We start from the raw sequence: 23,554 nt of genomic DNA on the forward strand, positions 1-23,554 counted from the left end.
ACTTTTTTTATCGGAGCATCGCCATGAGCATCCAGTTTTCCAAAGACCACGAGTGGGTCAACAGCGCCGACGCCAACGCCGCCGTGGTCGGCATCACCGTACATGCGCAGGACGCGCTGGGCGACGTGGTCTTCGTCGACCTGCCCGCCGTGGGCGCCACCTTTGCCCAGGGCGACGTGGCCGGCGTGGTCGAGTCGGTGAAGGCCGCGGCCGACGTCTACATGCCGGTGAGCGGCGAGGTCGTCGAGGTGAACGAGGCCCTGCGTGACGATCCTTCGCTGGCCAACTCCGACCCCATGAACGCCGGCTGGTTCTTCAAGGTCAAGCTCTCTGCCCCCGCCGAGCTGGACGCGCTGATGGACGAAGCGGCCTACAACGCCTTTGCCGCCAGCGCGTGATGAGCGTTGAGCGTTGAGCGTCCCCTCAGACGCTCAACGCCAAATGCATCACCCAAAAATATGAGCTGCCCGCGCTGATCCAGCAAGGGCTACCAGCCAATCTGACCTGAACCCACCCCATGCCTGCCCTGCCCCTCTCCGCGCTGGAAAACCACGCCGAATTCCTGCCTCGTCATATCGGTATCGATAGCGCTGACGAGGCGCTGATGCTGTCCGTGATTGGCGAGGCCTCGCGCCAGTCGCTGGTGGCCTCCATCGTGCCGCGCTCCATCGCGCGCGCCAGCAGCATGGACTTGCCCGCGCCCTGCACCGAGGCCGAGGCGCTGGCCGAGTTGAAAACAATAGCCGGCAAGAACCGGGTGCTGAAAAGCTTCATCGGCCAGGGCTACTACGGCACGCACACGCCGGGCGTGATCCTGCGCAACATCCTGGAAAACCCCGCCTGGTACACCGCCTACACGCCCTACCAGGCCGAGATCTCGCAGGGCCGCATGGAGGCCCTGGTCAACTTCCAGACCATGGTCACCGACCTCACGGGCATGGACATCGCCAACGCGTCGATGCTGGACGAAGCCACGGCCGCCGCCGAGGCCATGACGCTGGCCAAGCGTTCCGTCAAGGCCCGGGGCAACAGCATCATCGTGAGCGGCGACTGCCACCCGCAGACCATCGAAGTCATTCAAACCCGCGCCGCGCCGCTGGGTTTCACCGTCAAACTCGTGCAGTCCGAGGCCGAGTGGAACGCCGCCATCGCCAGCGACGACTACTTTGCCGCCCTGCAGCAATACCCCAGCTCCAGCGGCTGGCTGGCCGACTGGCAGGCATCCAGCGACGCCATCCACGCCAAGGGCGCGGCCTTCATCCTGGCGGCCGACCTGCTGGCACTGACCCTGCTCAAGGCCCCGGGTGAGATGGGCGCCGACATCGTCATCGGCACCACCCAGCGCTTTGGCATGCCCATGGGCGCAGGCGGCCCGCACGCCGGCTTCATGGCCTGCAAGGACGCCTTCAAGCGCTCCATGCCCGGGCGCCTGGTGGGCGTGAGTGTGGACGTGCACGGCCAGCCCGCCTACCGCCTGGCATTGCAAACGCGCGAGCAGCACATCCGCCGCGAAAAGGCCACCAGCAACATCTGCACCGCGCAGGTGCTGCCCGCCGTGATTGCCAGCATGTACGCCGTCTACCACGGCGCTGCAGGGTTGACCCGCATCGCCCAGCGCGTGGCACGCCTCACCGCCATCCTGGCCGCCGGCCTGAAACAACTGGGCCTTCCCGCCCAGCACGCCAGCGCCTTTGACACGCTGGCCATCGACCTGGGCAGCAGCGCCGCCGCCGATGCCACCCTGGCGCGCGCCCTGGTCCTTGGCGCCAACCTGCGCCGCCTGGACGCACAGCGCCTGGCCGTGTCGCTGGACGAGACCACCACCCGCGCCGACCTGGCCCTGCTGTGGAGCGCCTTCGCACCCAATGCTGCCCAGCCCAGCGTCGATGCGCTGGAAGGCGCCGCCAGCCTGATCCCGGCCGCCCTGGTGCGCGCGAGCAGCTTCCTCACGCACCCGGTGTTCAACACGCACCACTCCGAGACGGCCATGCTGCGCTACATCCGCCAGCTGTCCGACAAGGATCTGGCGCTAGACCGCACCATGATCCCGCTGGGCAGTTGCACCATGAAGCTCAACGCCACCAGCGAGATGATCCCCATCACCTGGCCCGAGTTTGCGCATATCCACCCCTTCGCCCCGGCCAAGCAACTGGCCGGCTACGCCGAGCTCGACGCACTGTTGCAGCGCTGGCTCTGCGCCGCCACCGGCTACGCCGGCGTGAGCCTGCAGCCCAACGCGGGTTCACAAGGCGAATACGCGGGCCTGTTGGCCATCAAGGCCTACCACGAGGCCCAGGGCCACGCACACCGCAACATCTGCCTGATCCCCAGCAGCGCGCACGGCACCAACCCGGCCAGCGCGCAAATGGTGGGCATGCAGGTGGTGGTGACCAAGTGCGACGAGAACGGCAACGTGGACATGGCCGACCTGCAAGCCAAGTGCGAGCAGCACAGCCAGAATCTGGCCTGCGTGATGATCACCTACCCCAGCACGCACGGCGTGTTCGAGACCCAGGTCAAGGAGCTGTGCCAGATCGTGCACAGCCACGGCGGGCGTGTGTACGTGGACGGCGCCAACATGAACGCTCTGGTCGGCGTGGCCGCGCCGGGCGAGTTTGGCGGCGACGTGAGCCACCTGAACTTGCACAAGACCTTCTGCATCCCGCACGGCGGCGGCGGCCCGGGCGTCGGCCCGGTCTGCGTGGTGGAAGACCTGGTGCCCTACCTGCCGGGCCACGGCACGTCTGGAAACGCTAGCAAAGTAGGAGCTGTAAGCGCAGCACCATTGGGCAACGCAGCCGTTTTGCCCATCAGCTGGATGTACATCCGCATGATGGGCGCCGAGGGCCTGACGGCCGCCACCGAGGTGGCGATTCTGAGCGCCAACTACATCAGCAAGCGCCTGGCCGAGCACTACCCCACGCTGTACGCCAGCGCCAACGGCCATGTGGCGCACGAGTGCATTCTGGATCTGCGCCAACTCAAGGAGTCCAGCGGCGTGATGGCCGAGGACGTGGCCAAGCGCCTGATCGACTACGGCTTTCACGCACCCACTTTGAGCTTCCCTGTCGCCAACACGCTGATGGTCGAACCCACCGAGAGCGAGCACCTGGCCGAGCTGGACCGTTTTGTGGACGCCATGATCGCCATTCGGGAAGAAATCCGCCAGGTGGAAACCGGCGCCTGGCCTCAGGACGACAACCCGCTCAAAAACGCCCCGCACACGGCCGAGAGCCTGCTCGCCGGCGACTGGAGCCATCCCTACACGCGCGAAGCCGCGGCCTTCCCGGTGAAGTCCTTGCGCGGCGCCAAGTACTGGGCGCCCGTGGGCCGCGTGGACAACGTCTATGGCGACCGCAACCTGTTCTGCAGCTGCGTGCCTATGAGTGAGCTGGCGTAAAACCGCCGCGCACGGAGAAATGTGGATGGCCAGCGAAAATCTAAAACCCGAAAAACTGGCCGTCCTCATTGACGCCGACAACACGACATCCAGCTGCGCACAGGGCTTGCTGGAGGAAATCGCCAAGTACGGCATCGCCAGCGTCAAACGCATTTACGGCGACTGGAGCAGCCCCCTGCTCAGCGGCTGGCGCAGCATTCTTCTCAAGCACGCGCTGGTACCCATCCAGCAATTCGCCTACACGAAGGGCAAAGATGCCACCGACATGGGGCTGATCATCGACGCGATGGATCTGCTCTACAGCGGCCACTTCGACGGCTTCTGCCTGGTCTCCAGCGACAGCGATTTCACGCCTCTGGCATCACGCATCCGAGCTTCGGGCCGAATGGTCTATGGCTTTGGCAGGGAGAAAACACCTGAGGCATTCAGGCAAGCCTGCGACCGGTTTTTCTACATTGAAAACCTCGGTGAAGCAGGAAAAGGCAAGGATGACATCGTTACCGTGCCGAATGCAGTTATGGCCGCCTCGCCTGACATTGCCAAACCTGCCGCCAAGCCAAGGCAAATGGATGGAACCACCAAAAACCTGTTGTACAAATCGATCAAGGACGCCACCGACGAAACCACCGGTTGGGCCTTCGTTGGCAAAATCGGCAACGTCATCAGTGAAACGCGGCCAGACTTCGACTCTCGCACCTATGGTTACGCCAAGCTCTCCGGAATGCTGCGCGAGCTACGAGGCCTGCAATTTCGCACCGACGAAGCCAACCGCATGTATTGTCGGAAAATACCTTTTGGCGATCTCATCAAATTGCTTGATGAAGCTTTCAACAAATTCAAGAACGCCAAGGGCTGGGCCAGCCTTGACGTGACTGGCAAGTACGTGAAGCCGCGCTGGAACTGGGAAGAGTATGGGTTTGAAAGCTTTACTGATCTTCTCAGCAAGGTAGATCATGTGGAAATCGCCAACGACAGCATGCGCATGCAGGTATCCATTGCGCCGTAGCGCCCCTGTTCTGCAGCTGCGTTCCATTGTCTGATCTCGACTAAAGTCAATCCGTAAGCACCCTCAAAGGCCCTACCATCGGGCCTTTGTTTTTGGAAGGCTTCCATGCGCACCACCCTGACCCTGCTCGCCGCTCTTTTTTTCACTCCGGTAGCCCTGGCGCAATCCGCCCCGGTCACCACGGCCAGCGGCGTGGTCTATGAATCCCTTCACGACGGCACAGGCATCAGCCCCAAGGCCGGCGACACGGTCAAGGTGCATTACCGCGGCATCGCCGCCGACGGCAAGGAAATCGACAGCTCCTACAAACGCGGGGAGCCGGCCGAGTTCCCGGTCAACCGCGTCATTCCCTGCTGGCGCGAGGGCCTGCAGCTCATGAAGGAGGGCGGCAAGGCCAAGCTCTCCTGCCCGCCCGCAACCACCTATGGCATGCGCGGCTCCAGCGCCCTGATCCCCTCCAACACCACTATGCAGTTCGAGATCGAGCTGCTGTCGGTGCGCTGACAGCCCATCGAGCCGCAGCCGCCATGGGCCAGCCCGACCTGTCCTTTCTGCTGCGGGGCATGGAGCCGCCGCAGCCGCCGGGCGATGCCACGTCACCCGCGGGCATGCCCGAGCGCCGCAGCCCGGAACGCGCCAGCGGCGCCGTGGCCCAGCTGATCGCCGAGCTGCGCGCCTCGCAGGCCGAGCTGGAGACGCAGAACAAGGTGCTGCGCTACAGCCAGGCGGCGGCAGAAAGCGCCTCGGAGCGCTTCGAGGCCCTGTTTGCCAATGTGCCGCTGTCACTCATGGTGCTGGACGCGCACGACATGGTGGTGCAGGCCAACTCGATGGCGCAGCGCTCGTTCCAGCCGCAGGAGAATGACCGCCCGCTGATCGCCCTCATGCCCTTCGTCGGCGCCGAGCATGCGCCGCGCGTGCAGGCCGCGTTTGCAGCGGCCACCCAACAGGGCACGGCCGAGGCCACCGAGGTAGTGTTCCACATCGACGACGAGCGGCGCATCACGGGCGACCTGCATATCGCGCGCATCGAATCGCACAGCGACGATGGCACGGTGCTGACGCAGTTTCTCTGCGCCGTGATCGACCAGGGCCCGCTGCTGGCCGAGCGCCAGGCCTTGCAGCGCAGCGCCGCAGAGCTGCAGGAGCGCAACGCGCAGCTGCATGCCGGCGAGCGCCGGCTGGAGGCGGTGATCAACTCCGCGCTGGACGCCATCATCTGCGTCGATCAAAGCGAGCACATCACCGTCTTCAACCCCACCGCAGCCATGCTCTTCCAGTGCGCCGCCAGCGACGCCCTGGGCAGCCCCCTGAGCCGCTTTCTGCCCGACGCCCAACAGGTGCTGGCCTTCGCCCAACTCACCACCCAGGCGGCTCTCGGAGAGATGACGGCCCTCACGGCGGGCGGCAACGAGCTGGCAGTGGAGGTGAATGTGTCGTTTGAGCGCCATGCAGAGGGGGAAACCACCACCGTGTTCGCGCGCGACCTCACGGGCAAGAAGCGCGAGGAAGCGCGCCGCAATGCCCTTGAGGCGCAGCTGCGCGAGTCGCACAAGATGCAGGCCGTGGGCACCATGGCCGGCGGCATCGCGCACGACTTCAACAACATCCTGCATGCCATCCTGGGCAACGTGGAGCTGGCCAAGGCCGACTGCACGCCAGGCTCGGCACTGCACGAAAGCCTGCTGGAGATAGACAAGGCCGGCCGGCGCGCGCGCGACCTGGTGCGCCAGATCCTGACCTTCAGCCGCAACGAGGCGCCCCGGCGCGCCGCCGTCGCGCTGGCCGAGGTGGCGCATGACACCGAGCGCCTGCTGCGCGTCACGCTGCCACCCGAGATCGAGCTGAGCCTGCACCTGCAGCCCGAGCTGCCCCCGGTGCTGGCCGATGCCACGCAGGTCGAGCAGGCGCTCCTGAACCTGTGCACCAACGCCGTGCACGCCATTGGCAATCGGCGCGGGCGCATCCAGGTCGATGGCGTGCTGGTGCAGCCCGACCAGCACCAGCGCGAAAACCTGGGCCTGGCCGCGGGCGACTATGTGGCGCTGCGCGTGCAGGACGACGGGCCCGGCATGGACGAGGCCACGCTGCCGCGCATCTTCGAGCCCTTCTTCACCACCAAGCCCGTGGGCCAGGGCACGGGCCTGGGCCTGGCCGTGGTGCATGGCGTGATGCGCACCCATGGCGGCGCCATCGACGTGCACAGCGCGCCGGGCCGGGGCAGCAGCTTCACGCTGTACTTTCCCGTGGCCACCGCGTCACCGCAGGAGGGCGCCGCCACGGCCGCGCCGCCCGCACCTGCTCCCGAGCCCGCACCACCCGCGAGCCGGCGCCAGCGCCATGTGATGTACGTTGACGACGACGAGGCGCTGGTGTTTCTGGTGCGGCGCCTGCTGCGCCGCCGGGGCTACGAGGTCAGCGGCTTCACCGACCCGCACGAGGCCACGGACGCATTGCGCGCCGCGCCCGGGCGCTACGACCTGCTGGTCACCGACTACAACATGCCCGGCTACTCGGGCCTGGACCTGGTGCGCGCGGCGCGCGCCATCAGGCCGGATCTGCCGGTGGCGCTGGCCTCGGGCTATGTCACGGCCGAGATCGAGCAGGCGGCGCTGGCCGAAGGCGCGCGCGCGCTGATCCACAAGCCCAACGATGTGGCCGAGCTCTGCGCCACCGTCGATCGGCTGGCGCATGAACGTTGACGCCCCCTCGGGCCTGTCCTGTGTGCATGCCGACGACGACCTGCTGGTGCTGGACAAGCCCCCCGGCCTGCTGTGCGTGCCCGGCCGCGGGCCGGACAAGCAGGATTGCCTGAGCACCCGCGCCCAGGCGCTTTGGAGCGACGCACTCATCGTGCACCGACTGGACCAGCCCACCTCGGGCCTGGTGCTGATGGCGCGCGGCCTGCCCATGCAGCGCGCGCTGAGCAGGATCTTTGCCGAGCGCCGCGTGCACAAGCGCTACCAGGCCGTGGTGGCCGGCCTGCCGCAACCCGATGACACGGCCGATGACGAAGGCTGGAGCGCCATCGCCCTGCCGATTGCCGCCGACTGGGAGCGCCGGCCGCTGCGTGTGGTGGATGCACAGCGCGGCCAGCCCAGCCTCACGCGCTGGCGGGTGCTGGACGTCGACCGGGCTTTGGGCTGCACGCGCCTGGAGCTCGAACCCGTCACCGGCCGCACGCACCAGCTGCGCGTGCATCTGGCGGCGCTGGGCCACCCGATACTCGGCGACATGCTCTACGCCAACGCCGCGCAACAGGCAAGCGCGCCGCGCCTGCTGCTGCACGCCTGCACGCTGGAATTTGCCCATCCCCTGCATGGGCGCCGGTGCAGCTACATCTCGGCAGCGCCATTTTGAGAATGCGGCGCGCCTGACCGTTACCATGCAGGGATGACACAACAGCTCTTCATCCTCACCGGCGCCTCGCGCGGCATGGGACTGGCCATGGCCCAGCAGCTGCTGCAACCCGGCCACACCCTGATCTGCATGGCGCGCAACAGCAATTCCCAGCTGACCGCTGCCGTGCCCGCCGGCGCCATGCTGGAGCAATGGACCGTCGATCTGTCCGAGCCCGCACCCGCGGCCCAGCAGCTGCATGCCTGGCTGGCCGGGCAAAGCGCCGGGCGCTACGCCAGCGCCACGCTGATCAACAACGCCGGCGTGATCCCGCGCATTGCGCCGCTGTCGGCCTGCGCCAGCGCGCAGGACATGGCCGACCAGGCGCGCGCGCTGCGCGTCGGGCTGGAGGCGCCCATGCTGCTCACGGCCGCCTTCCTGGGCGCCACGGAGGGCTGGGGCGCCCCGCCGCACGCCGTTGCACGCAAGGTGCTCAACATTTCCTCGGGCCTGGGCCGGCGCGCCATGGCCTCGCAGGCGGCCTACTGCGCGGCCAAGGCCGGTATGGACCATTTCACGCGCTGCCTGGCGCTGGACGAGGCCGCCAAGGCGCATGGCGCCAGCGTCTGCTCGCTGGCGCCCGGCGTCATCGACACCGACATGCAGATCCAGCTGCGCGGCGCCAGCGCGGCCGACTTTCCCGACGTGCAGAACTTTGCCGCCCTCAAATCCGGTGGCATGCTGACCACACCCGCTGCCGCGGCCGCCCGCGTGCTGGCCTGGCTGGAGCGCGCCGACTTCGGCAGCAATCCGGTGGCCGACGTGCGCGACGCTTAAGAGATAAATTACTATATTTTTTGTAGCTATTGACGCGTACCCCCTGGGCGTAAAAGCCCTTTTCAACCTGAAACCTTCCACTACAGGAGAGAACCATGACCCGTGAAGTTGTCGTTGTCAGCGGTGTGCGCACCGCCATCGGAACCTTTGGCGGCGCGCTGAAGGACACCCCCACCGTCGATCTCGGCGCGCTGGTGGTCAAGGAGGCGCTGGCGCGCGCCGGCGTGGAGGGCAAGGACGTGGGCCATGTGGTCTTCGGCCATGTGGTGAACACCGAGCCGCGCGACATGTACCTCTCGCGCGTGGCGGCCATCAACGGCGGCTGCCAGAAAGAGACGCCGGCCATGAACGTCAACCGCCTGTGCGGCTCGGGCCTGCAGGCCATCGTCAGCGCCAGCCAGGGCATCCTGCTGGGCGACTACGACATCGCCATCGGCGGCGGCGCCGAGAACATGAGCCGCGCCCCCTATGCCAGCCTGGCCACGCGCTTTGGCGCGCGCATGGGCGACAGCAAGATGGTGGACATGATGGTCGGCGCGCTGCACGACCCCTTCCACACCATCCACATGGGCGTGACGGCCGAGAACGTCGCCGCCGAGCATGGCATCACGCGCGAGATGCAGGACGCGCTGGCGCTGGAGAGCCACCGCCGCGCCGAGGTCGCCTGGGCCGAGGGCCGCTTCAAGGACCAGATCGTCCCGGTGATGCTCAAGAGCCGCAAGGGCGAGGTGGCGTTTGACAAGGACGAGCATTTCCGCCCCGGCGCCAAGCTGGAGGACTTCCAGAAGATGAAGGCCGTGTTCCTGAAGGAGAACGGCACCGTCACCGCCGGCAATGCCAGCGGCATCAACGACGCCGCCGCCGCCGTGCTGCTGATGGAGGCCGGCGCCGCCAAGGCGCGCGGCGCCAAGCCGCTGGCGCGCCTGGTGGGCTACGCCCACGCCGGCGTCGAGCCCAAGACCATGGGCATTGGCCCGGTGCCGGCCACACAGCAACTGCTGCAAAAGCTGGGCATGAAGATCGACCAGATGGACGTGATCGAGGCCAACGAAGCCTTCGCCGCCCAGGCCTGCGCCGTCACCAAGGGCCTGGGCGCCGACCCGGCCAAGGTCAACCCCAATGGCTCGGGCATCTCGCTGGGCCACCCCATCGGCGCCACGGGCGCGCTGATCACCGTCAAGGCGCTGTACGAGCTGCAGCGCATCCAGGGCCGCTACGCCCTGGTGACCATGTGCATCGGCGGCGGCCAGGGCATCGCCGCAGTCTTTGAGCGCATGTGATGACCCGCCCCATATAGCTACAACTAAAGTAGCTATCAGCGCCCGCTGGACAAGCGCCAGCGGGCGTTTTTATTGAATATCACGAAGTCGTGATACCGGCGCAACCACTGGCACCATCGGCGCGCGGACGCCAGAACACCGGCAGCATATGCGCGCTCTGCAGCAAGAAGGCCGCGCCCCACAGCAGCGCCGCCGCGCCCATCATGGCCGGCGCCTGCCCGGCATAGGCGCCCACGCGCAGCAGCGCGCTGGCGCCCAGCAGCAGGGCGCCCAGCGGCACCCAGGGGCGAGCACCCTTCTCCAGTCCGCTGTGCGTGTAGCCGGCAATGCAGATCACGACGTAGATGCTGAGCCCGAGCACGCCCGTGGTCAGCAGGTGCAGGCCGGCGTTGGGGCTGAAGGCACCTGTCAGCACGGCCACGCCGATGAGCGCGTAGCCGCCTGCCATCAACAGGTACACGGCGTACAGCATCAACGGCCAGCGCCGCAGCAGCGGCCGCCCCACATGCCAGTCGTTCAGCAGATTCAGCAGGGCGCAGGCCGCCGCCAGCGCCAGCCAGCCGCTGACCGGCCCACCCGCCTGCCAGAACTCGGCCAGCATGAACAGGCCTATGGTCAGCAGCGCCAGCTTGCGTCTTGGCGGCCGCGCCAGGTAGGGCGCCAGCTCCTCGCCCTGGCGCGCGGCCAGCTCGTCGATGCTGGCGTTGACGATGCTCATCGAGATGCGGCTCATGGCCACCACCACCAGGGCCATGAAGACGCCCACCAGCACATGCAGCCAGCGCGCCGGCGAGATGCCCCGCAGCGCGTCGAAGTACAAGGCCGCGACCACCGCGGCCAGCGCCAGCAGCGTCCATAAGAACGACAGATGGCGCCTGTCCGGGTCGCGCCACAGGCGCGGCGCCAGCAAGGCCATCAAACCGGCCAGCAGGCCCAGGTGGGCCAGCGCCGACAGCGCCAGCGCCGGGCCCGACCACCAGCCGCTGAACCAGAAGGCCAGCCGCCCCAGCAGCCACAGCAGCACCAGCTGGCGCACGGGCCCGGCCGCGAATGGTGGCGTGCCGGTGAACTCAGGCACCGCCGTGAGCACGAAGCCGGCCAGAGCCGCCAGCACAAAACCCAGCAGCAGCTCATGCGCATGCCAGACAAAGGGGCCGCCCGGCACCACGGGCAGCGGCCAGCCCAGCAGCAAAAAACCGCCCCACAGCCCCATCAGCAACCAGGCCGACAGCATGGCCAGCGCAAAGAACGGGCGAAACGGGCACAGCCACAGGGGGTGGGCGAGCGACCAGGGCGTGGGGCGCGGCGCCATTGCCATTGCCAGCGGCGCCGTCACAGCGCCACCTCGCAACCGTCGCCGGCGATGCGCGCCTGGCCGCCCACGGCCACGCCGGTGCCTGGGTCGGCGGGGGAATGTGCGTCGGCGGGCGACACCCCATGGGCCAGCGGCGGCAGGTCGAACGCCGCGCGCACCGCCGGCTGCGCCAGCAGCCGCGCCGTCTGGCGGTGCACCCAGGCGTCGTCCCGGCGCGCGGCGGGCTGGGCCAGATCCAGACGCCAGCGCAGACGCGCGGGCGTTCCGGCCAGCACCAGCACCTGGTCGGCCAGCGCCACGGCCTCCATCACGTCGTGCGTGATCATCAGCACGGCCAGCGGCCGGCGCTGCTGCTCGGCCAGCAGCAGGCGGTGCGTCTGCTGCCTCATGCCGATATCGAGCGCGGAGAACGGCTCGTCGAGCAGCAGCAGGTCGGGCTCCAGCACCAGCGCGCGCGCCAGCGCCACGCGGCTTTGCATGCCGCCCGAGAGCTGCGGCGGAAACTGCGCCAGCGCCAGCTCATCGAGCCCCATGGCCCGGCCCATGGCATGCGCGGCCTGCAGGCGCGCGCCACGCGCCATGCCGCGCGCCTTCAGGCCGAGGGCAATGTTGTCCAGCGCGCTCTTCCAGGGCAACAGGTGCGGCTGCTGGAACAGCATGGTGGTGCGCGCAAAGCCGTTGGCGATGCGCCCGTCACGCAGCGTCAGCAGGCCGGCGCACAGGTGCAGCAGCGTGCTCTTGCCGCTGCCCGAGGGGCCGACCAGCGCCAGCGTGCGGCCGGCCGGCAGATGCAGGTGGATGTCTTCGAGCACGGCGCGCGGGCCGAAGGCATGCGCCAGGCCGCTCACGCGCAGCTCGGGGCTGGGCTGTGCCGTCATGCGCGCTCCTCGGCCGTGCCAGCGCTGTCGCGCCAGCGTTCGATCTCGCGCTTGATGGGCTCCAGCAGCAGGTATTCCAGCGCCAGCAACACCAGCACCACAGCTCCTATCCAGGCCAGCGTCGCCGCCATGTCCAGCTGTGCGCGGCTGGTGGCCAGCTCGGCGCCAACGCCCGTGTCGGACGACAGCAGCTCGGCCATCACCACCACCTTCCAGCTGCTGCCCAGCGCGACGATCCAGGCCGGGAACAGGTAGGACACCACATGCGGCAGGTACACGTCGAGCACGCGCATATGCCAGGGCAACCGATAGGCGCGCGCCAGGTCGCGCCAGTGGCGCTCCAGCGTGCGCGCGCCCTGCATGCCGCCGACAAAGACCACCGGCAGGCAGGCAATGAACACGGTGAACACCGGCGTGCCATCGCCGCTGCCGAACCACAGCATGGCCAGCACCAGCCAGGCGATGGGCGGCGTGCCCAGCAGCACCGTGATCCAGGGGCGCGCCATCATCGACGCCGTCATCGACATGCCGGCGGCCACGCCCAGCAGGCTGCCGGCCAGCACCGCCAGCGCCAGCCCGATGAAGGCGCGCCTGGCCGTCACCGCCAGCGCCGGCCACAGCTCGCCGCCCTGCGCCATCCACTGGCCGAGCATGTGCGCGGTCTGCAACGGCGTCGGCAGCACCAGCGGCCCGTAGGCGGCGGCCAGCGCCTCCCACAGGGCCACCAGCAGCAGCAGGCTGGCGATCGCGCCCCAGCCACCCCAGAGATAGCGCGGAATGCCCAGCAGCCAGTTGCGCAACAAGGCCATCAGGCGCGTCCCGCGTAGAACGCGGCCGGCGGCAGCTTGCCGCCGACCAGGCCAGGCTGCCGCTCCAGCAGCTGCTGGTAGAAGAACTCCAGCTCGGCGCGCGCCTGGCTGGCGCCCACCAGGGTCATGGTGGATTGGGTCGCGCGCATGGCGTCGGCCACGCCCTCGGGCGTCAGCATCTCGACATGGCGCGCCGCCATCTCGCCGCAGGCCTCGGGCTGGGCCTGGCACCAGGCCAGCGCCTTGGCGTGCTCCTGCTCGAAGCGCGCCAGCAGCGCCGCATCGCCCTGCACCCGGCCCAGCGCCGTGATGCCGGCCTGAGGAATGCGCGGGGCGCGCCCCAGCACACGGCCCCACTCCTGTTGCAGATCGACGCTGCGGTGCAGCTCGGGGGCAATCACCTTCACCGGGAACGACTGGCTCTTGCGCAGCCCCATGGATACCGCCGGTTCGGCCAGCAGCGCATGGTCGGCGCGGCGCGTGATGAGCAGCTGCATGGCGTCGATGGGCGAGGCCACATAGCGCAGCCGGATGTCCTTGCCCACGGCGATGCCCTGGCGCTCGGCCAGCAGGCGAAAGAGGATGTCAGGCATGTCGCCGCGAAACGGCATCACCACTTCCTTGCCGCGAAAGTCCGCCAGGGTACGCAGGCCCGCCTCGCGCGAGACCATCCACAGCAGACCCCAGGTGCTGATGTCCAGCAGCGCCAGCGGCACGCCGCGGTTGAACAGGTTGGCCGCCACGTTGCTGGGCATGGCAACCAGGTCGGCCGACTGCTCAATGGCCAGCGCGCGCAGCTGGTCTGGTGTCTTCCAGCTGCGAAATTCCACCTTGTCGGCGACATCGGCCAGCGCGCCGCTGTCGGCGATGCGCATCAAGGGATAGGACACGGCGGCGAACGGGCCGGACAGCGCCAGCCTGGCACGTCGCGCCGGGGCCGCGCCGCCCGCAGGCTGCGCGCGCAGCGGCGCCGCCGCGCCCAGCATGGCGCCGGCTGCGCCAGCGATGAGCAGGCGGCGGCGTGCGTCACGATCCATGGTCTGCAGGGTCATGCTCAGAATTGTCCTTCCCAGCCAATGCGCAGGCTGCGCCCGGGGGCATGGGGCTCCAGACCCGGCAAGCCCTCGGCCAGATGTTCGTGGTAGCGCTTGTCGCCCAGGTTCTTGATGGCCAGGCGCAGCGACTGGCCGCGTGCATAGCGCCAGGTGGCGCCGACATCAACCACGCCGTAGCCGGCGCTGACATCTTCCTGGCCGCGCGTGAAGCGGGTGGCAACGCGCTTTTGCGGCCGCACCAGCAGCGCCGTCGCGTCCACCGACCAGTCCGCCAGAATGCGCCCTTCCCAGCCCAGGCGCAGGGTGTCGGCGGGCATCTGGTACAGCGGTTCGTGCAGGTCACCATTGGTGTCGCGCACCCGCGAATAGCCGGCATCCAGCCAATGGCCGGGACGCCAGCGCCAGCGCAGCGAGGCCTCCAGCCCGGTCAAGGTCGCATGCCCCAGGTTGAAGGTCTGTTTGCAGGCTGCTGCATTGGCCGCGCCGCAGGCGGCCATGGCGGCGGCGCCAGTGAGCTGCATGCCGGTGATGTGATTGGCTATGCGCGTGCGAAACGCCGACACCGCGTAGCCGAACCGCTCATCCTCGCCCTTCATGCCCAGCTCGAACTGGGTCGCCGTCTCGGGCCTGATCTGCGGACTGCCGGCCCAGTAGAAGCCGTCGTTGCGCAGCCCCGACTGGTAGCGCTCGCGCAGATCGGCGGCGCGGAAGGCGCGCGAGACATTGGCGTAGGGGCGCAGCAGCGGCGTCACCTCGTACATCACGCCCAGGCTGGCCGACGTGGCACCGTCCGACCGATCCAGCCCCGAAGTCACGGCGCCGTTGTTCATCATCGCCGCACGCCCCTGCACGCGGTCGTGGCGCAGGCCGGCCAGCACGCTCCAGGCGCCCAGCTTGATGTCGTCCTGCAGGTACAGGCCCACGGCCTGCAGGCGGCCATCGCCAAATGGCTGCGACGGCACGTACTGCACGAACTGCGGCGGGCGCGCCATCCAGGCATCGGGGTCGGCCGTCATGCGCCAGGCGTTGATGCCGAACGACAGCAGGTGCGCCGGGTGCAGCAACCAGTCGGCGCGCGCGTCCAGGCCATCGGTGGCAAAGCTCACGTCGGTGGTGACGATGTCGCGCCCCAGCAGCCTGGCCTGGCCATAGATGCTGCGGCTCATCTCCTGGCGGTACAGGCGCAGGTCAAAATTGAGCGGCCGCTCGCCATCGCCCTGGCGGTTGTAGCCCAGCTCGTAGAGGCGGCGCGTTTGCTTGGGCGAGTGGGTGATGACGCTACCCACCACCGGCAGCGCATGCGGCTTGATGGAACCGGGATACCACACATCGTCGTCGCGCTGCTGCTGCAGCGACAGGCGCAGCTGCTGGCCGCCGCCCAGGCGGTAGCGGTACTGGCCGATGAAGGCGCCCGATTCATAGCCGGTGTAGGCCACCTTGCCCCCGGGGGCGCGGTAGTCCTGGTAGTCGGCGAGTGACCCGCCCAGCATCAGCGCGTGGTCGCCCTGGCTGGCATTGAGCAGCGCCGCGCCGCTGGCGCCCCGGCTGGCCGAGTCATAGCCCAGGCGGGTCTTGAGGTGCAACCCGGGCTCGAAGCGCGCCTGCGGCAGGCGTACGTTGATGGCACCGCCAAGCGCCCCCGTGCCATAGAGCACCGAGGCCGGGCCCTTGACCACCTCGACCCGTTCCGCCAGGCCCAGCGACAGAAACGAGGCGATCGCTCCCGCCCGCTGCGCCGAATTCAGGCGCATGCCGTCCACCATCAGCACCACGCTGTCCTTCTGCAAGCCACGAATCACCGGGTTCTGCCCCTACGCGCCATCGAGCGACACCGATATCCCCGGCTCTCCGCGCAGCGCCTCGCCCAGGGACAGCGCCCGCTGGGCGAAAGCGGCCTGTGATCGGCATGCCCGTGCGGCTGCACCTTCCAACCTGCTTCGGTGGAGGCAAACGAGATATCTGCTGTCATGGAGTGGCTGATCCGAGTTGGCATCCGCCCATGATAACGATAACGATTCGTATTAACGATGAGCCAGATCAAACCCGGTACCCAACCCGCGCCACATGACCTGCGGGCCACGCTGATGCAGGCATCGCGTTTGGCGATGGCACGCACGCGCATGGGCAGGGCTGGCATCACGGCGACTGGGCCATCATGCTGCCCGTTATGCAGCCACCGGCCGTGGCTGGCTTTTCTCGGCTTCCCTGGAGATTTCCTTGATGCTTCGCAGACATATCCTCTCGTTTGCCACCCTGGCCTGTGCCCTGGGCGTTGCCCATGGTCAGACTGCTGCACCCACGGCTGCCGGCATCTACCCGACCAAGCCCATCCGCATGATCGTGCCCTTCCCGCCCGGTGGCGGTACCGACATCCTGGCGCGTCTGGTGTCCGCCAAGCTCACCGAAGCCAACAAATGGACCGTGGTGGCCGACAACAAGCCTGGCGCCGGCGGCACCATAGGCATTGGCGAGGCCGTCAAGGCCGCGCCCACGGGCTACGACATCGTCATGGGCCAGAAGGACAACCTGGTCATAGGCCCCTGGCTGTACAAGAACCTGGCCTGGGATCCCACCAAAGACCTGACGGCCGTGGCCCATGTGGCCTACACGCCGGTGGTCATAGCCACCAGCGTCAACTCCAGGTTCAAGACCCTGGCCGACGTGGTGGCCGCCGCCAAGGCCGCGCCCGGCACCGTCACCTATGGCTCGCCGGGCAATGGCACCTCCATCCACCTTGCCGGCGACCTGTTCGAGAAGGCCGCAGGCATCAAGCTGAGCCATGTGCCCTACAAGGGCTCGAACCCCGCGCTGATGGACGCGCTGGCGGGCAATGTGGAGCTGCTGGTCTCGTCCCTGCCCTCGGCCATGGGCCAGATCAAGGCCGGCAAGCTGCGCCCGCTAGCCGTCACCTCGGCCAAGCGCAGTTCCTCGCTGCCGGATGTACCCACGGTGGCCGAATCGGGTTTCAAGGGCTTTGATGTCAGCACCTGGTATGGCGTCTTCGCTCCGGCCGGCACGCCCGCAGCCGTGGTCAGCACCCTCAACGCCGAGGTCAACAAGCTTCTGGAGACAGCCGATGTGAAAGCCGCCATCCACGCCCAGGGAGCCGAACCCCTGGCCATGACACCGGAGCAGTTCTCTACCCTGCTCAAGGCCGAGTACGCGCAGTGGAAGGGCATCGTCGAAGCCTCCGGCGCGAAGATCGAATAGGCGGCCCGGCCTGCCCAACAAAAACGGCTCCCGAGGGAGCCGTTTTTGTTGGGAAGAAAACCTTACTCGCGCACCACCAGCACGGGTACGCGGGCCACGCCCAGCACGCGCTGGGTGACGCTGCCCAGCACCAGCTTTTCCAGGCCACGGCGGCCATGCGATCCGATGACGATGAGGTCAGCGCCCGTGCTCTCGATGGCGCGCTGGATGCCGTCGTGCACGGCATGCCCCTCGCCAACCATGGTGCTCACATTCGCGACCCCGGCCTGATTGATGGCGGCCTTGGCCGCATCCAGCGCGGCATTCGCCTCGGCCGTGGCTGCACTCAGATATTGCGCCTGGCCGTAGGCAAAATCGGCGCCCACGCCCGTGAACGGGTAGGGGTCGATCACATACAGCGCCGTCACCGCACTGTCAAAGGTCTTGGCCAGGGCCGATGCCTTGGCGACGGCTTTCATGGATGTTTCCGAGCCGTCGACGGGAACCAGAATGTGCTTGAACATGGAACCTCCTCATTGAAATCGGGATAGGGAGATGATCCCTGAGCTGTTGCCAGTGTGACGCCATGCGGCGCCTTGGTGCTTGATGCGCATCAATTATTGCCCTGCATCCTCCAGGAAGCCATCCCGGCGGCAGGTCAGTACCAGCGTGTCACGCCAGCCATGCTCACCGTCGGGCTGGATGGGCGTGGTTTCGTGAATCATGCGCGCATCGTCGAGCAGCATCACCGACCAGGGTTCGCTCAGTGTGAAGCGTTGCCCATTGGGGCCTGTGGCCTCGAAGATGCGCGTCTCACCACCCTTGACCCCTTCGCGATCTACCAGGAATACCGCAACCAGATCCACGCCATCGCGGTGCGCCCCCTCGGGCGTGGGGCGGCCAATGCCACCCTCGGTATCAATGCGGAACTGGTGTGCCTCGATGAACCACGTCTCGGACCGGGTCGCCAAGGCCTGCTGCGCCAAGCCACCCAGGGCCCTCATCAGACGGCCCCAAACCGGCGCCTGTACGGTGGCATCCCGCATGGGGGCAAACCAGCGCTGCATGCCGCCATGCAAGGCGTTGTACTCCACGGGTTGCCAGTGGGCGCGGTGGGGTGTCTGGCTTACCGCGCTCCCATCCACAATGAAGCACGAATGGCGCCGGCGGCGGTAACGTCCGCCGTCTTTCAGAAAGTCGTCCGGGGGCAAATCGGCCCAGTCCGACGCAAGCGCCTGCAGATCAGCCAGATCACAGCCCAGCCAGACTGCGGTGTCATGCGGCTGCAGCACGGCATAACCGCGGTCACGCAACTGTTGCGTCATCTGGCTCGATGGGGTGTAGGGAGGAGAAAAGCTGACATGTGCCACGGCGCAAGCTTAACGACTTGGCGCCTTTTGTTCTGGCCCGTGTGCACAAAGATACTTCGGGATCAATGACCGCCGAACCCGACGCAGCACACCGAGGCGTTGCCTGACAACGTATTCACAGGTTTGTCATCTTGTGTGGTCGCTGGACTGGATTTCAGCACCCTGGCGCACATGGGCCCGGTCATGAACGACAATCGTTTCCTGGCTCATCAGTTTCGCCAAGCCATTGTGACTTTTTGCCCGTCAGGCCGCAGGAGCCTCAGGTGCTTCGCCCCCGGCCGCCCGACGGAATGCACACCACAAGATGAACATCGTAATACTCGACGACTACCAGGACGCAGTGCGCAAGCTTCACTGCGCGGTGCGGCTCGACCCGTACTCGGCCAAGGTCTACACCAACAACGTCAAAGGCCTGGGACAACTGTCGGTGCGCCTGCGGGACGCAGATATCATTGTGCTGATCCGCGACCGCACGCAGATCAACCGCCAACTGGTGGACAAACTGCCGCGGCTCAAGCTGATTGCACAAACCGGGCGCGTAGGCTCGCATGTCGACATCGCGGCCTGCACCGAACGCGGCATTGCCGTGGCCGAGGGCGTGAGCTCACCCGTGGCCCCCGCAGAGCTGACCTGGGCGCTCATCATGGCCGCCATGCGCCGCCTGCCCCAATACATCTCCAACCTCAAGCACGGCGCATGGCAACAGTCCGGTCTGCGGGCCGCATCCATGCCCGCCAATTTCGGGCTGGGCAGCATATTGCGTGGCAAGACCCTGGGCATCTGGGGTTATGGGCGCATAGGACAAATCGTCGCCGGATATGGCCGCGCATTCGGCATGAATGTGAGGGTCTGGGGCCGAGAGGCATCACGTGCGCAGGCCTTGAGTGATGGGCTGCAGGTGGCCAGCACAAAGGCTGATTTTTTCTCGCAGTGCGACGTGGTGTCCTTGCACCTGCGGCTCACCGACGAGACACGCGGCATGGTCACGCTGGAGGACCTGTCACGGATGAAGCCCACGGCGTTGTTCGTGAACACCTCGCGCGCCGAACTCATAGAGGCCGATGCACTGCTCGCCGCACTCAATCGCGGACGCCCAGGCATGGCCGCGGTCGATGTTTTCGAGAGCGAACCCATCCTTCAAGGCCATGCACTGCTGCGACTAGAGAACTGCATCTGCACGCCCCATATCGGCTACGTGGAGCAAGACAGCTACGAGCTTTATTTTGGTGCCGCCTTCGACAACGTGGTGAACTACATCAAGGGCACACCCACCAACATCGTGAATCCGGGAGCATTGCAGGTGCGCCGCTGAAGCCGCGCCGATCCGGCTGCGTCGCCGGCGTGAAAAAAGGAGCTTCATTGAAGCCCCTTTTTCTGACTTGCGGCACTGGCAGGTGCCGCATTGGACGGCCGGTCGATCAGTTCAGCGGCGTCTTCTTGCCGTCCTTGTAAACGTACAAGGTGATGGCCGGGTTCTTGATTTCGCCATTCGGCTCAAAGGCGATGGTCGCGGTCACGCCCTTGTAGTTGGACTTGAGCAGCTCGGGGATGTACACCTTGGGGTCGGAGGATCCGGCACGCTTCATGGCGTCCACCATCAGCATGGTGGCGTCGTAGGTGTAGGGGCTGTAGATCTGGTACTGGCCAGGGAACTTGGCATCGTACTTCGCCTTCCAGGCCATGCCGCCGGGCATTTTGGCCAGAGAGCTGCCACCCTCGGCACACACCACGTTGCCCAGCGTCTTGGCGCCGCCGGCAAGCTTGGCGATTTCGGTGGTGCACACACCGTCACCACCGAAGAACTTCACGTTCCCCATGCCCAGCTGCTCCATCTGACGCAGCATGGGGCCAGCCTGGGGATCCATGCCACCGTAGAAGACGGCATCGGGGTTCTTGGACTTGATGGCGGTCAGGATGGCCATGAAATCCGTGGCCTTGTCGGTCGTGAACTGCTCATCGACGACCTTGATGCCCTTCTCGGCAGCCACACGCTTGAACACATTCGCCAAACCCTGGCCATAAGCCGTGCGATCGTCCACCACGGCCACGGTCTTGAGCTTCAGCGTATCGGCAGCGTACGAGGCCAGACCGGCACCCAGGGCATTGTCATTGGCAATGATGCGGAACGTGGTCTTGTAGCCGGGCTTGGTCAGATTGGGGTTGGTGGCAGCGCCCGTGATATGCGGAATGCCGCAGTCGTTATAGACCTTGGAAGCCGGAATCGTGGTGCCCGAATTGAGGTGACCGACCACGCCCGCAGCCTTGGAGTCGCACAGTTTCTGTGCAACGGCCGCGCCTTGTTTGGGGTCGGCCGCATCGTCTTCTGCCAGCAGCTCGAACTTGACCTTCTTGCCGCCGATCTCCACTCCTTGAGCATTCAGCTCTTCAATGGCCATGCGGGAGCCGTTCTCGTTGTCCTTACCATAGTGTGCCTGGGCGCCCGAGATCGGGGCCACGTGACCAATGCGTACCACTTCTTGAGCGGCGGCCACGCCGGCAATGGCTGCGATCGCAGCTGCTACGGTCAGTTTCAACTTCAGTTGCATATGGGTCTCCAAAAAAAGAAAAGCGCTGGAAATAAGATGTTGTCCAACGACCGGAAACATATCGCAATTTTTGGGCCCCTCCACTAGGGAACACGAGAAAGTGCCCAAGATTCACACTGGGAAATACCCGGTCAACTGATCAACGCCTTCCACCGTTTTCCGCCAGTTCGTCGGCAACCGCCTCATATACGGCATGGCGCACAACCGACTCCACCTCTTCGCGCAGCCGTGGGATCATGGAGCGGGTCTGCTCTTGCACCACCAGCGCAATGGCCTCGCGCAGGCGCTGATCGAGCACCAGATCGACGCGCTGCATGACGCGGTGCACCACGTATTCCTCCAGGCCTTCGGGCAGACTGCTGCCCGCAGCGGTATCGGCATCAGGCACCGGCCCGGGCGCCAGATTCTGCAAACCCTCTGGCGCAGCTGCGACCGGTTGCGGCGCTTCGGATGCTGCCGTTGCCTCAATGATCTGGCCCGCAAACCGTGCCGTGTCGGGCAAATGCACCACATCGGTGAGAGTGGGCACAAAGCGTGGCGGCGTTTTCGGCGGCATCCCCATTCAGTCCCCCCCTCGCAGCACCAGGTCATGCCGAACAATCGCATAGCCTTGGGCGGCGTAGTGGCGCCAGCGCTCGCGCGCGCGGCTGCGATCCGCCGGATCAGACTGGCTGACCACCTCCACCAGCCTGGCAAATTGCTCGAAGCCCTGTGGCACCGCATCACCCAGATTCACCAGCAAGTCGCGTGGGCCGCATGACCGCGGATCGGCTGCCAGCAGCACCGCAGAGGCTTGCCGCATCTCCTCGTCCGCATCGTCCAGGCAGTGGGCGACGAAGTCCGACGGCCCCAGTGCCCACAGCAAGCGATCGAGGCGCTGCAGATCCTGCCGGCTGGCCGTGATCAGCACGCGCATGTCGTGGCGAGTCGCCTTGCGCGCCAAGCGACAGACATAGGCCAGCTTGTCAGGGGCATTGAAATGAAAAGCGACTTCGGTCATGCGCCCAACAACTTGCTGATGCCGCCTTCAATCCGCACGTGCGCGCCTGGCTGCAGCCGTCTTGCGCCTGGGGGTTGGCGCGCCCGCCATGCCCAGCAGGTAGTGCAGCAGCAACCCGACGGGGCGCCCCGTGGCACCCTTGGCGGTGCCGCCTTTCCAGGCGGTTCCGGCGATGTCCAGGTGCGCCCACGGAATGTCGCCCACAAAACGCTGCAGGAACTTGGCGGCCGTGATGGAGCCACCAGCTCGGCCCGCCACGTTGGCGACATCGGCAAAATTGCTTTTCAGGCCCTCGGCATAGTCGTCATCGAGCGGCATGCGCCAGCAGGGGTCAAGCGCCGCATCGCCCGCTGCCGCCAGGCGTGCGGCCAGCTCGTCGCTGGATGCAAACAAGCCGCTGCGCAGCCCTCCCAGCGCCACGACGCAGGCGCCCGTGAGCGTGGCAATGTCGATCAGGGCTGCAGGCTTGAAACGCGCAGCGTAGGTGAGTGCGTCGCACAGCACCAGGCGCCCCTCTGCATCGGTGTTCAGGATTTCAATGGTCTGGCCACTCATGCTGGTCACCACGTCACCAGGCTTGATGGCCTTGCCGTCAGGCATGTTCTCGCACGCTGGGATCAAGCCAACCACATTGATGGCGGGCTTGAGCTCGGCCAAGGCCCGGAACACGCCCAACACACTGGCCGCGCCTCCCATGTCGAACTTCATCTCGTCCATCTCGGCGGCAGGCTTGAGCGAAATGCCGCCGGTATCGAAGGTGATGCCCTTGCCGACCAGCACCACCGGCGCCTGCGAACGCGCCGCGCCGTCATAGCGCAACTCGATCAAGCGCAGCGGTTGATCCGAACCCTGCGCCACGGCCAGAAACGCCCCCATGCCCAGCTTGGCCACCTGCGCCGGGCCATGCAGCTTGCACTGTATGCCGGCATGCTTGCCCAGCGCCTTGGCCGCCTCCCCGATCAACGTCGGCGTGGCGTGGTTGGCGGGACGATTCGCCCATTCGCGCGCATATTCAACACCCACGGCAAGGGCCGTTGCGATTGCGAACTCCGGCTGCACGGCACCGGCGTCGGACACACCCACCGTGACGCGGGACAGTGCAGGCATCTCCGCCTTCGATTTGGTGGCCGTGTAGACATAGCCGGCCTCCGCCATGGTGCGTACCGCGGCGCCAACGGAACCCGCCTCACAATCCGTGGCAAACACCAGCGCTGCGCGCTTGATGGCGCGCGTTTTCAGCGTAGCCCCAAGCGCCTGCACCGCCTGGCGCACCGCATGGGGGTCACCCTTGCCGCAGCCCAGCAGCACCAGCCTGCGCGCCGCCATCTCGGCCGGCGCATACAGCGCGAGATGCTTGCCCGGCTTCAGCTCCAGGTCTCCCTGCTTGAGCGCGGTGGCAACCAGGACGGACAGGGCATCGCCCTGCGGCTTGAACCCTTCGGGCACCAGCAATATCAGCAAATCACATTTGTGCGAAACAGCGGCGGACAGTGAAAGCGTCTTGAGTTCAAAGTTCATAATCGGCGTTTT

At 66.7% G+C, this 23,554-nt stretch carries 21 protein-coding genes; 10 read left to right on the forward strand and 11 right to left on the reverse strand.

The window, feature by feature from the left end:
* Positions 1-23: 23 nt before the first annotated feature.
* The 8 genes from gcvH (at position 24) to bktB (ending at position 9,862) form a co-directional block, all read left to right on the forward strand.
* Positions 24-398, forward strand: coding sequence for a glycine cleavage system protein GcvH (gcvH, locus tag P4826_RS05740; protein ID WP_317702941.1), 375 nt, complete (start codon positions 24-26; stop codon positions 396-398).
* 119 nt (positions 399-517) lie between these two features.
* On the forward strand, positions 518-3,400 hold the full coding sequence (gene gcvP / locus P4826_RS05745; protein WP_317702942.1) for an aminomethyl-transferring glycine dehydrogenase: 2,883 nt from the start codon (positions 518-520) through the stop codon (positions 3,398-3,400).
* Positions 3,401-3,425: 25 nt separating this feature from the next.
* Positions 3,426-4,406, forward strand: a complete 981-nt coding sequence (locus P4826_RS05750) for an NYN domain-containing protein (protein WP_317702943.1) — start codon at positions 3,426-3,428, stop codon at positions 4,404-4,406.
* Between the two features lie 105 nt (positions 4,407-4,511).
* Positions 4,512-4,910, forward strand: a complete 399-nt coding sequence (locus P4826_RS05755) for an FKBP-type peptidyl-prolyl cis-trans isomerase (RefSeq protein WP_317702944.1) — start codon at positions 4,512-4,514, stop codon at positions 4,908-4,910.
* Between the two features lie 23 nt (positions 4,911-4,933).
* Positions 4,934-7,108 (forward strand): hybrid sensor histidine kinase/response regulator, encoded by a 2,175-nt coding sequence (locus P4826_RS05760; protein WP_425605228.1) that lies wholly within the window; start codon positions 4,934-4,936, stop codon positions 7,106-7,108.
* Positions 7,098-7,766 carry an RluA family pseudouridine synthase gene (locus tag P4826_RS05765; protein ID WP_317702945.1) on the forward strand — a complete coding sequence of 223 codons (669 nt, stop codon included), beginning with the start codon at positions 7,098-7,100 and terminating at the stop codon, positions 7,764-7,766. The genes P4826_RS05760 and P4826_RS05765 overlap by 11 nt, the downstream gene beginning before the upstream one ends.
* 33 nt (positions 7,767-7,799) lie before the next feature.
* On the forward strand, positions 7,800-8,582 hold the full coding sequence (locus tag P4826_RS05770; protein WP_317702946.1) for an SDR family NAD(P)-dependent oxidoreductase: 783 nt from the start codon (positions 7,800-7,802) through the stop codon (positions 8,580-8,582).
* A gap of 95 nt (positions 8,583-8,677) precedes the next feature.
* Entirely contained in the window at positions 8,678-9,862 is a 1,185-nt protein-coding gene (gene bktB, locus P4826_RS05775; RefSeq protein ID WP_317702947.1) for a beta-ketothiolase BktB, read from the forward strand.
* A gap of 79 nt (positions 9,863-9,941) precedes the next feature.
* Here the strand turns inward: bktB and P4826_RS05780 are convergent, their stop codons facing one another.
* Genes P4826_RS05780 through P4826_RS05800 form a run of 5 tightly spaced genes read right to left on the reverse strand, consistent with a single transcriptional unit; the run spans position 9,942 to position 15,706 of the window.
* Positions 9,942-11,174, reverse strand: a complete 1,233-nt coding sequence (locus P4826_RS05780) for an NnrS family protein (protein ID WP_317702948.1) — start codon at positions 11,172-11,174, stop codon at positions 9,942-9,944.
* A gap of 20 nt (positions 11,175-11,194) precedes the next feature.
* Positions 11,195-12,055, reverse strand: a complete 861-nt coding sequence (locus P4826_RS05785; RefSeq protein WP_317702949.1) for an ABC transporter ATP-binding protein — start codon at positions 12,053-12,055, stop codon at positions 11,195-11,197.
* Positions 12,052-12,864 (reverse strand): ABC transporter permease, encoded by an 813-nt coding sequence (locus P4826_RS05790; protein ID WP_317702950.1) that lies wholly within the window; start codon positions 12,862-12,864, stop codon positions 12,052-12,054. Before P4826_RS05790 ends, P4826_RS05785 begins: the two co-directional genes overlap by 4 nt.
* Positions 12,864-13,916 carry an ABC transporter substrate-binding protein gene (locus tag P4826_RS05795; protein WP_317702951.1) on the reverse strand — a complete coding sequence of 351 codons (1,053 nt, stop codon included), beginning with the start codon at positions 13,914-13,916 and terminating at the stop codon, positions 12,864-12,866. The genes P4826_RS05790 and P4826_RS05795 overlap by 1 nt, the downstream gene beginning before the upstream one ends.
* A 2-nt stretch (positions 13,917-13,918) precedes the next feature.
* Positions 13,919-15,706 carry a TonB-dependent receptor gene (locus tag P4826_RS05800; protein ID WP_317702952.1) on the reverse strand — a complete coding sequence of 596 codons (1,788 nt, stop codon included), beginning with the start codon at positions 15,704-15,706 and terminating at the stop codon, positions 13,919-13,921.
* Positions 15,707-16,139: 433 nt separating this feature from the next.
* On the opposite strand from P4826_RS05800, the gene P4826_RS05805 reads away from it, so the two are divergent.
* Positions 16,140-17,129, forward strand: coding sequence for a Bug family tripartite tricarboxylate transporter substrate binding protein (locus P4826_RS05805; protein ID WP_317702953.1), 990 nt, complete (start codon positions 16,140-16,142; stop codon positions 17,127-17,129).
* Positions 17,130-17,191: 62 nt separating this feature from the next.
* Here the strand turns inward: P4826_RS05805 and P4826_RS05810 are convergent, their stop codons facing one another.
* On the reverse strand, positions 17,192-17,632 hold the full coding sequence (locus tag P4826_RS05810; protein WP_317702954.1) for a universal stress protein: 441 nt from the start codon (positions 17,630-17,632) through the stop codon (positions 17,192-17,194).
* 93 nt (positions 17,633-17,725) lie between these two features.
* A complete protein-coding gene (locus P4826_RS05815; protein ID WP_317702955.1) occupies positions 17,726-18,478 on the reverse strand; it encodes a 2OG-Fe dioxygenase family protein in 753 nt (250 codons plus the stop codon).
* A gap of 304 nt (positions 18,479-18,782) precedes the next feature.
* On the opposite strand from P4826_RS05815, the gene P4826_RS05820 reads away from it, so the two are divergent.
* Complete coding sequence (locus P4826_RS05820; protein ID WP_317702956.1) at positions 18,783-19,790, forward strand: D-2-hydroxyacid dehydrogenase family protein; 1,008 nt, start codon at positions 18,783-18,785, stop codon at positions 19,788-19,790.
* Positions 19,791-19,896: 106 nt separating this feature from the next.
* Here P4826_RS05820 and P4826_RS05825 read toward each other — a convergent pair whose 3' ends face one another.
* The 4 genes from P4826_RS05825 to P4826_RS05840 form a co-directional block, all read right to left on the reverse strand.
* Positions 19,897-21,024, reverse strand: a complete 1,128-nt coding sequence (locus P4826_RS05825) for a branched-chain amino acid ABC transporter substrate-binding protein (RefSeq protein WP_317702957.1) — start codon at positions 21,022-21,024, stop codon at positions 19,897-19,899.
* A 139-nt stretch (positions 21,025-21,163) separates the two neighbouring features.
* Entirely contained in the window at positions 21,164-21,553 is a 390-nt protein-coding gene (locus P4826_RS05830; protein WP_425605229.1) for a hypothetical protein, read from the reverse strand.
* Between the two features lie 33 nt (positions 21,554-21,586).
* On the reverse strand, positions 21,587-22,024 hold the full coding sequence (locus P4826_RS05835; RefSeq protein WP_317702959.1) for a DNA polymerase III subunit chi: 438 nt from the start codon (positions 22,022-22,024) through the stop codon (positions 21,587-21,589).
* Between the two features lie 27 nt (positions 22,025-22,051).
* Positions 22,052-23,542 carry a leucyl aminopeptidase gene (locus P4826_RS05840; RefSeq protein ID WP_317702960.1) on the reverse strand — a complete coding sequence of 497 codons (1,491 nt, stop codon included), beginning with the start codon at positions 23,540-23,542 and terminating at the stop codon, positions 22,052-22,054.
* Positions 23,543-23,554 lie beyond the last annotated feature (12 nt).

Source organism: Diaphorobacter limosus (assembly GCF_033100095.1).
GTDB classification, from domain to species: domain Bacteria; phylum Pseudomonadota; class Gammaproteobacteria; order Burkholderiales; family Burkholderiaceae_C; genus Alicycliphilus; species Alicycliphilus limosus.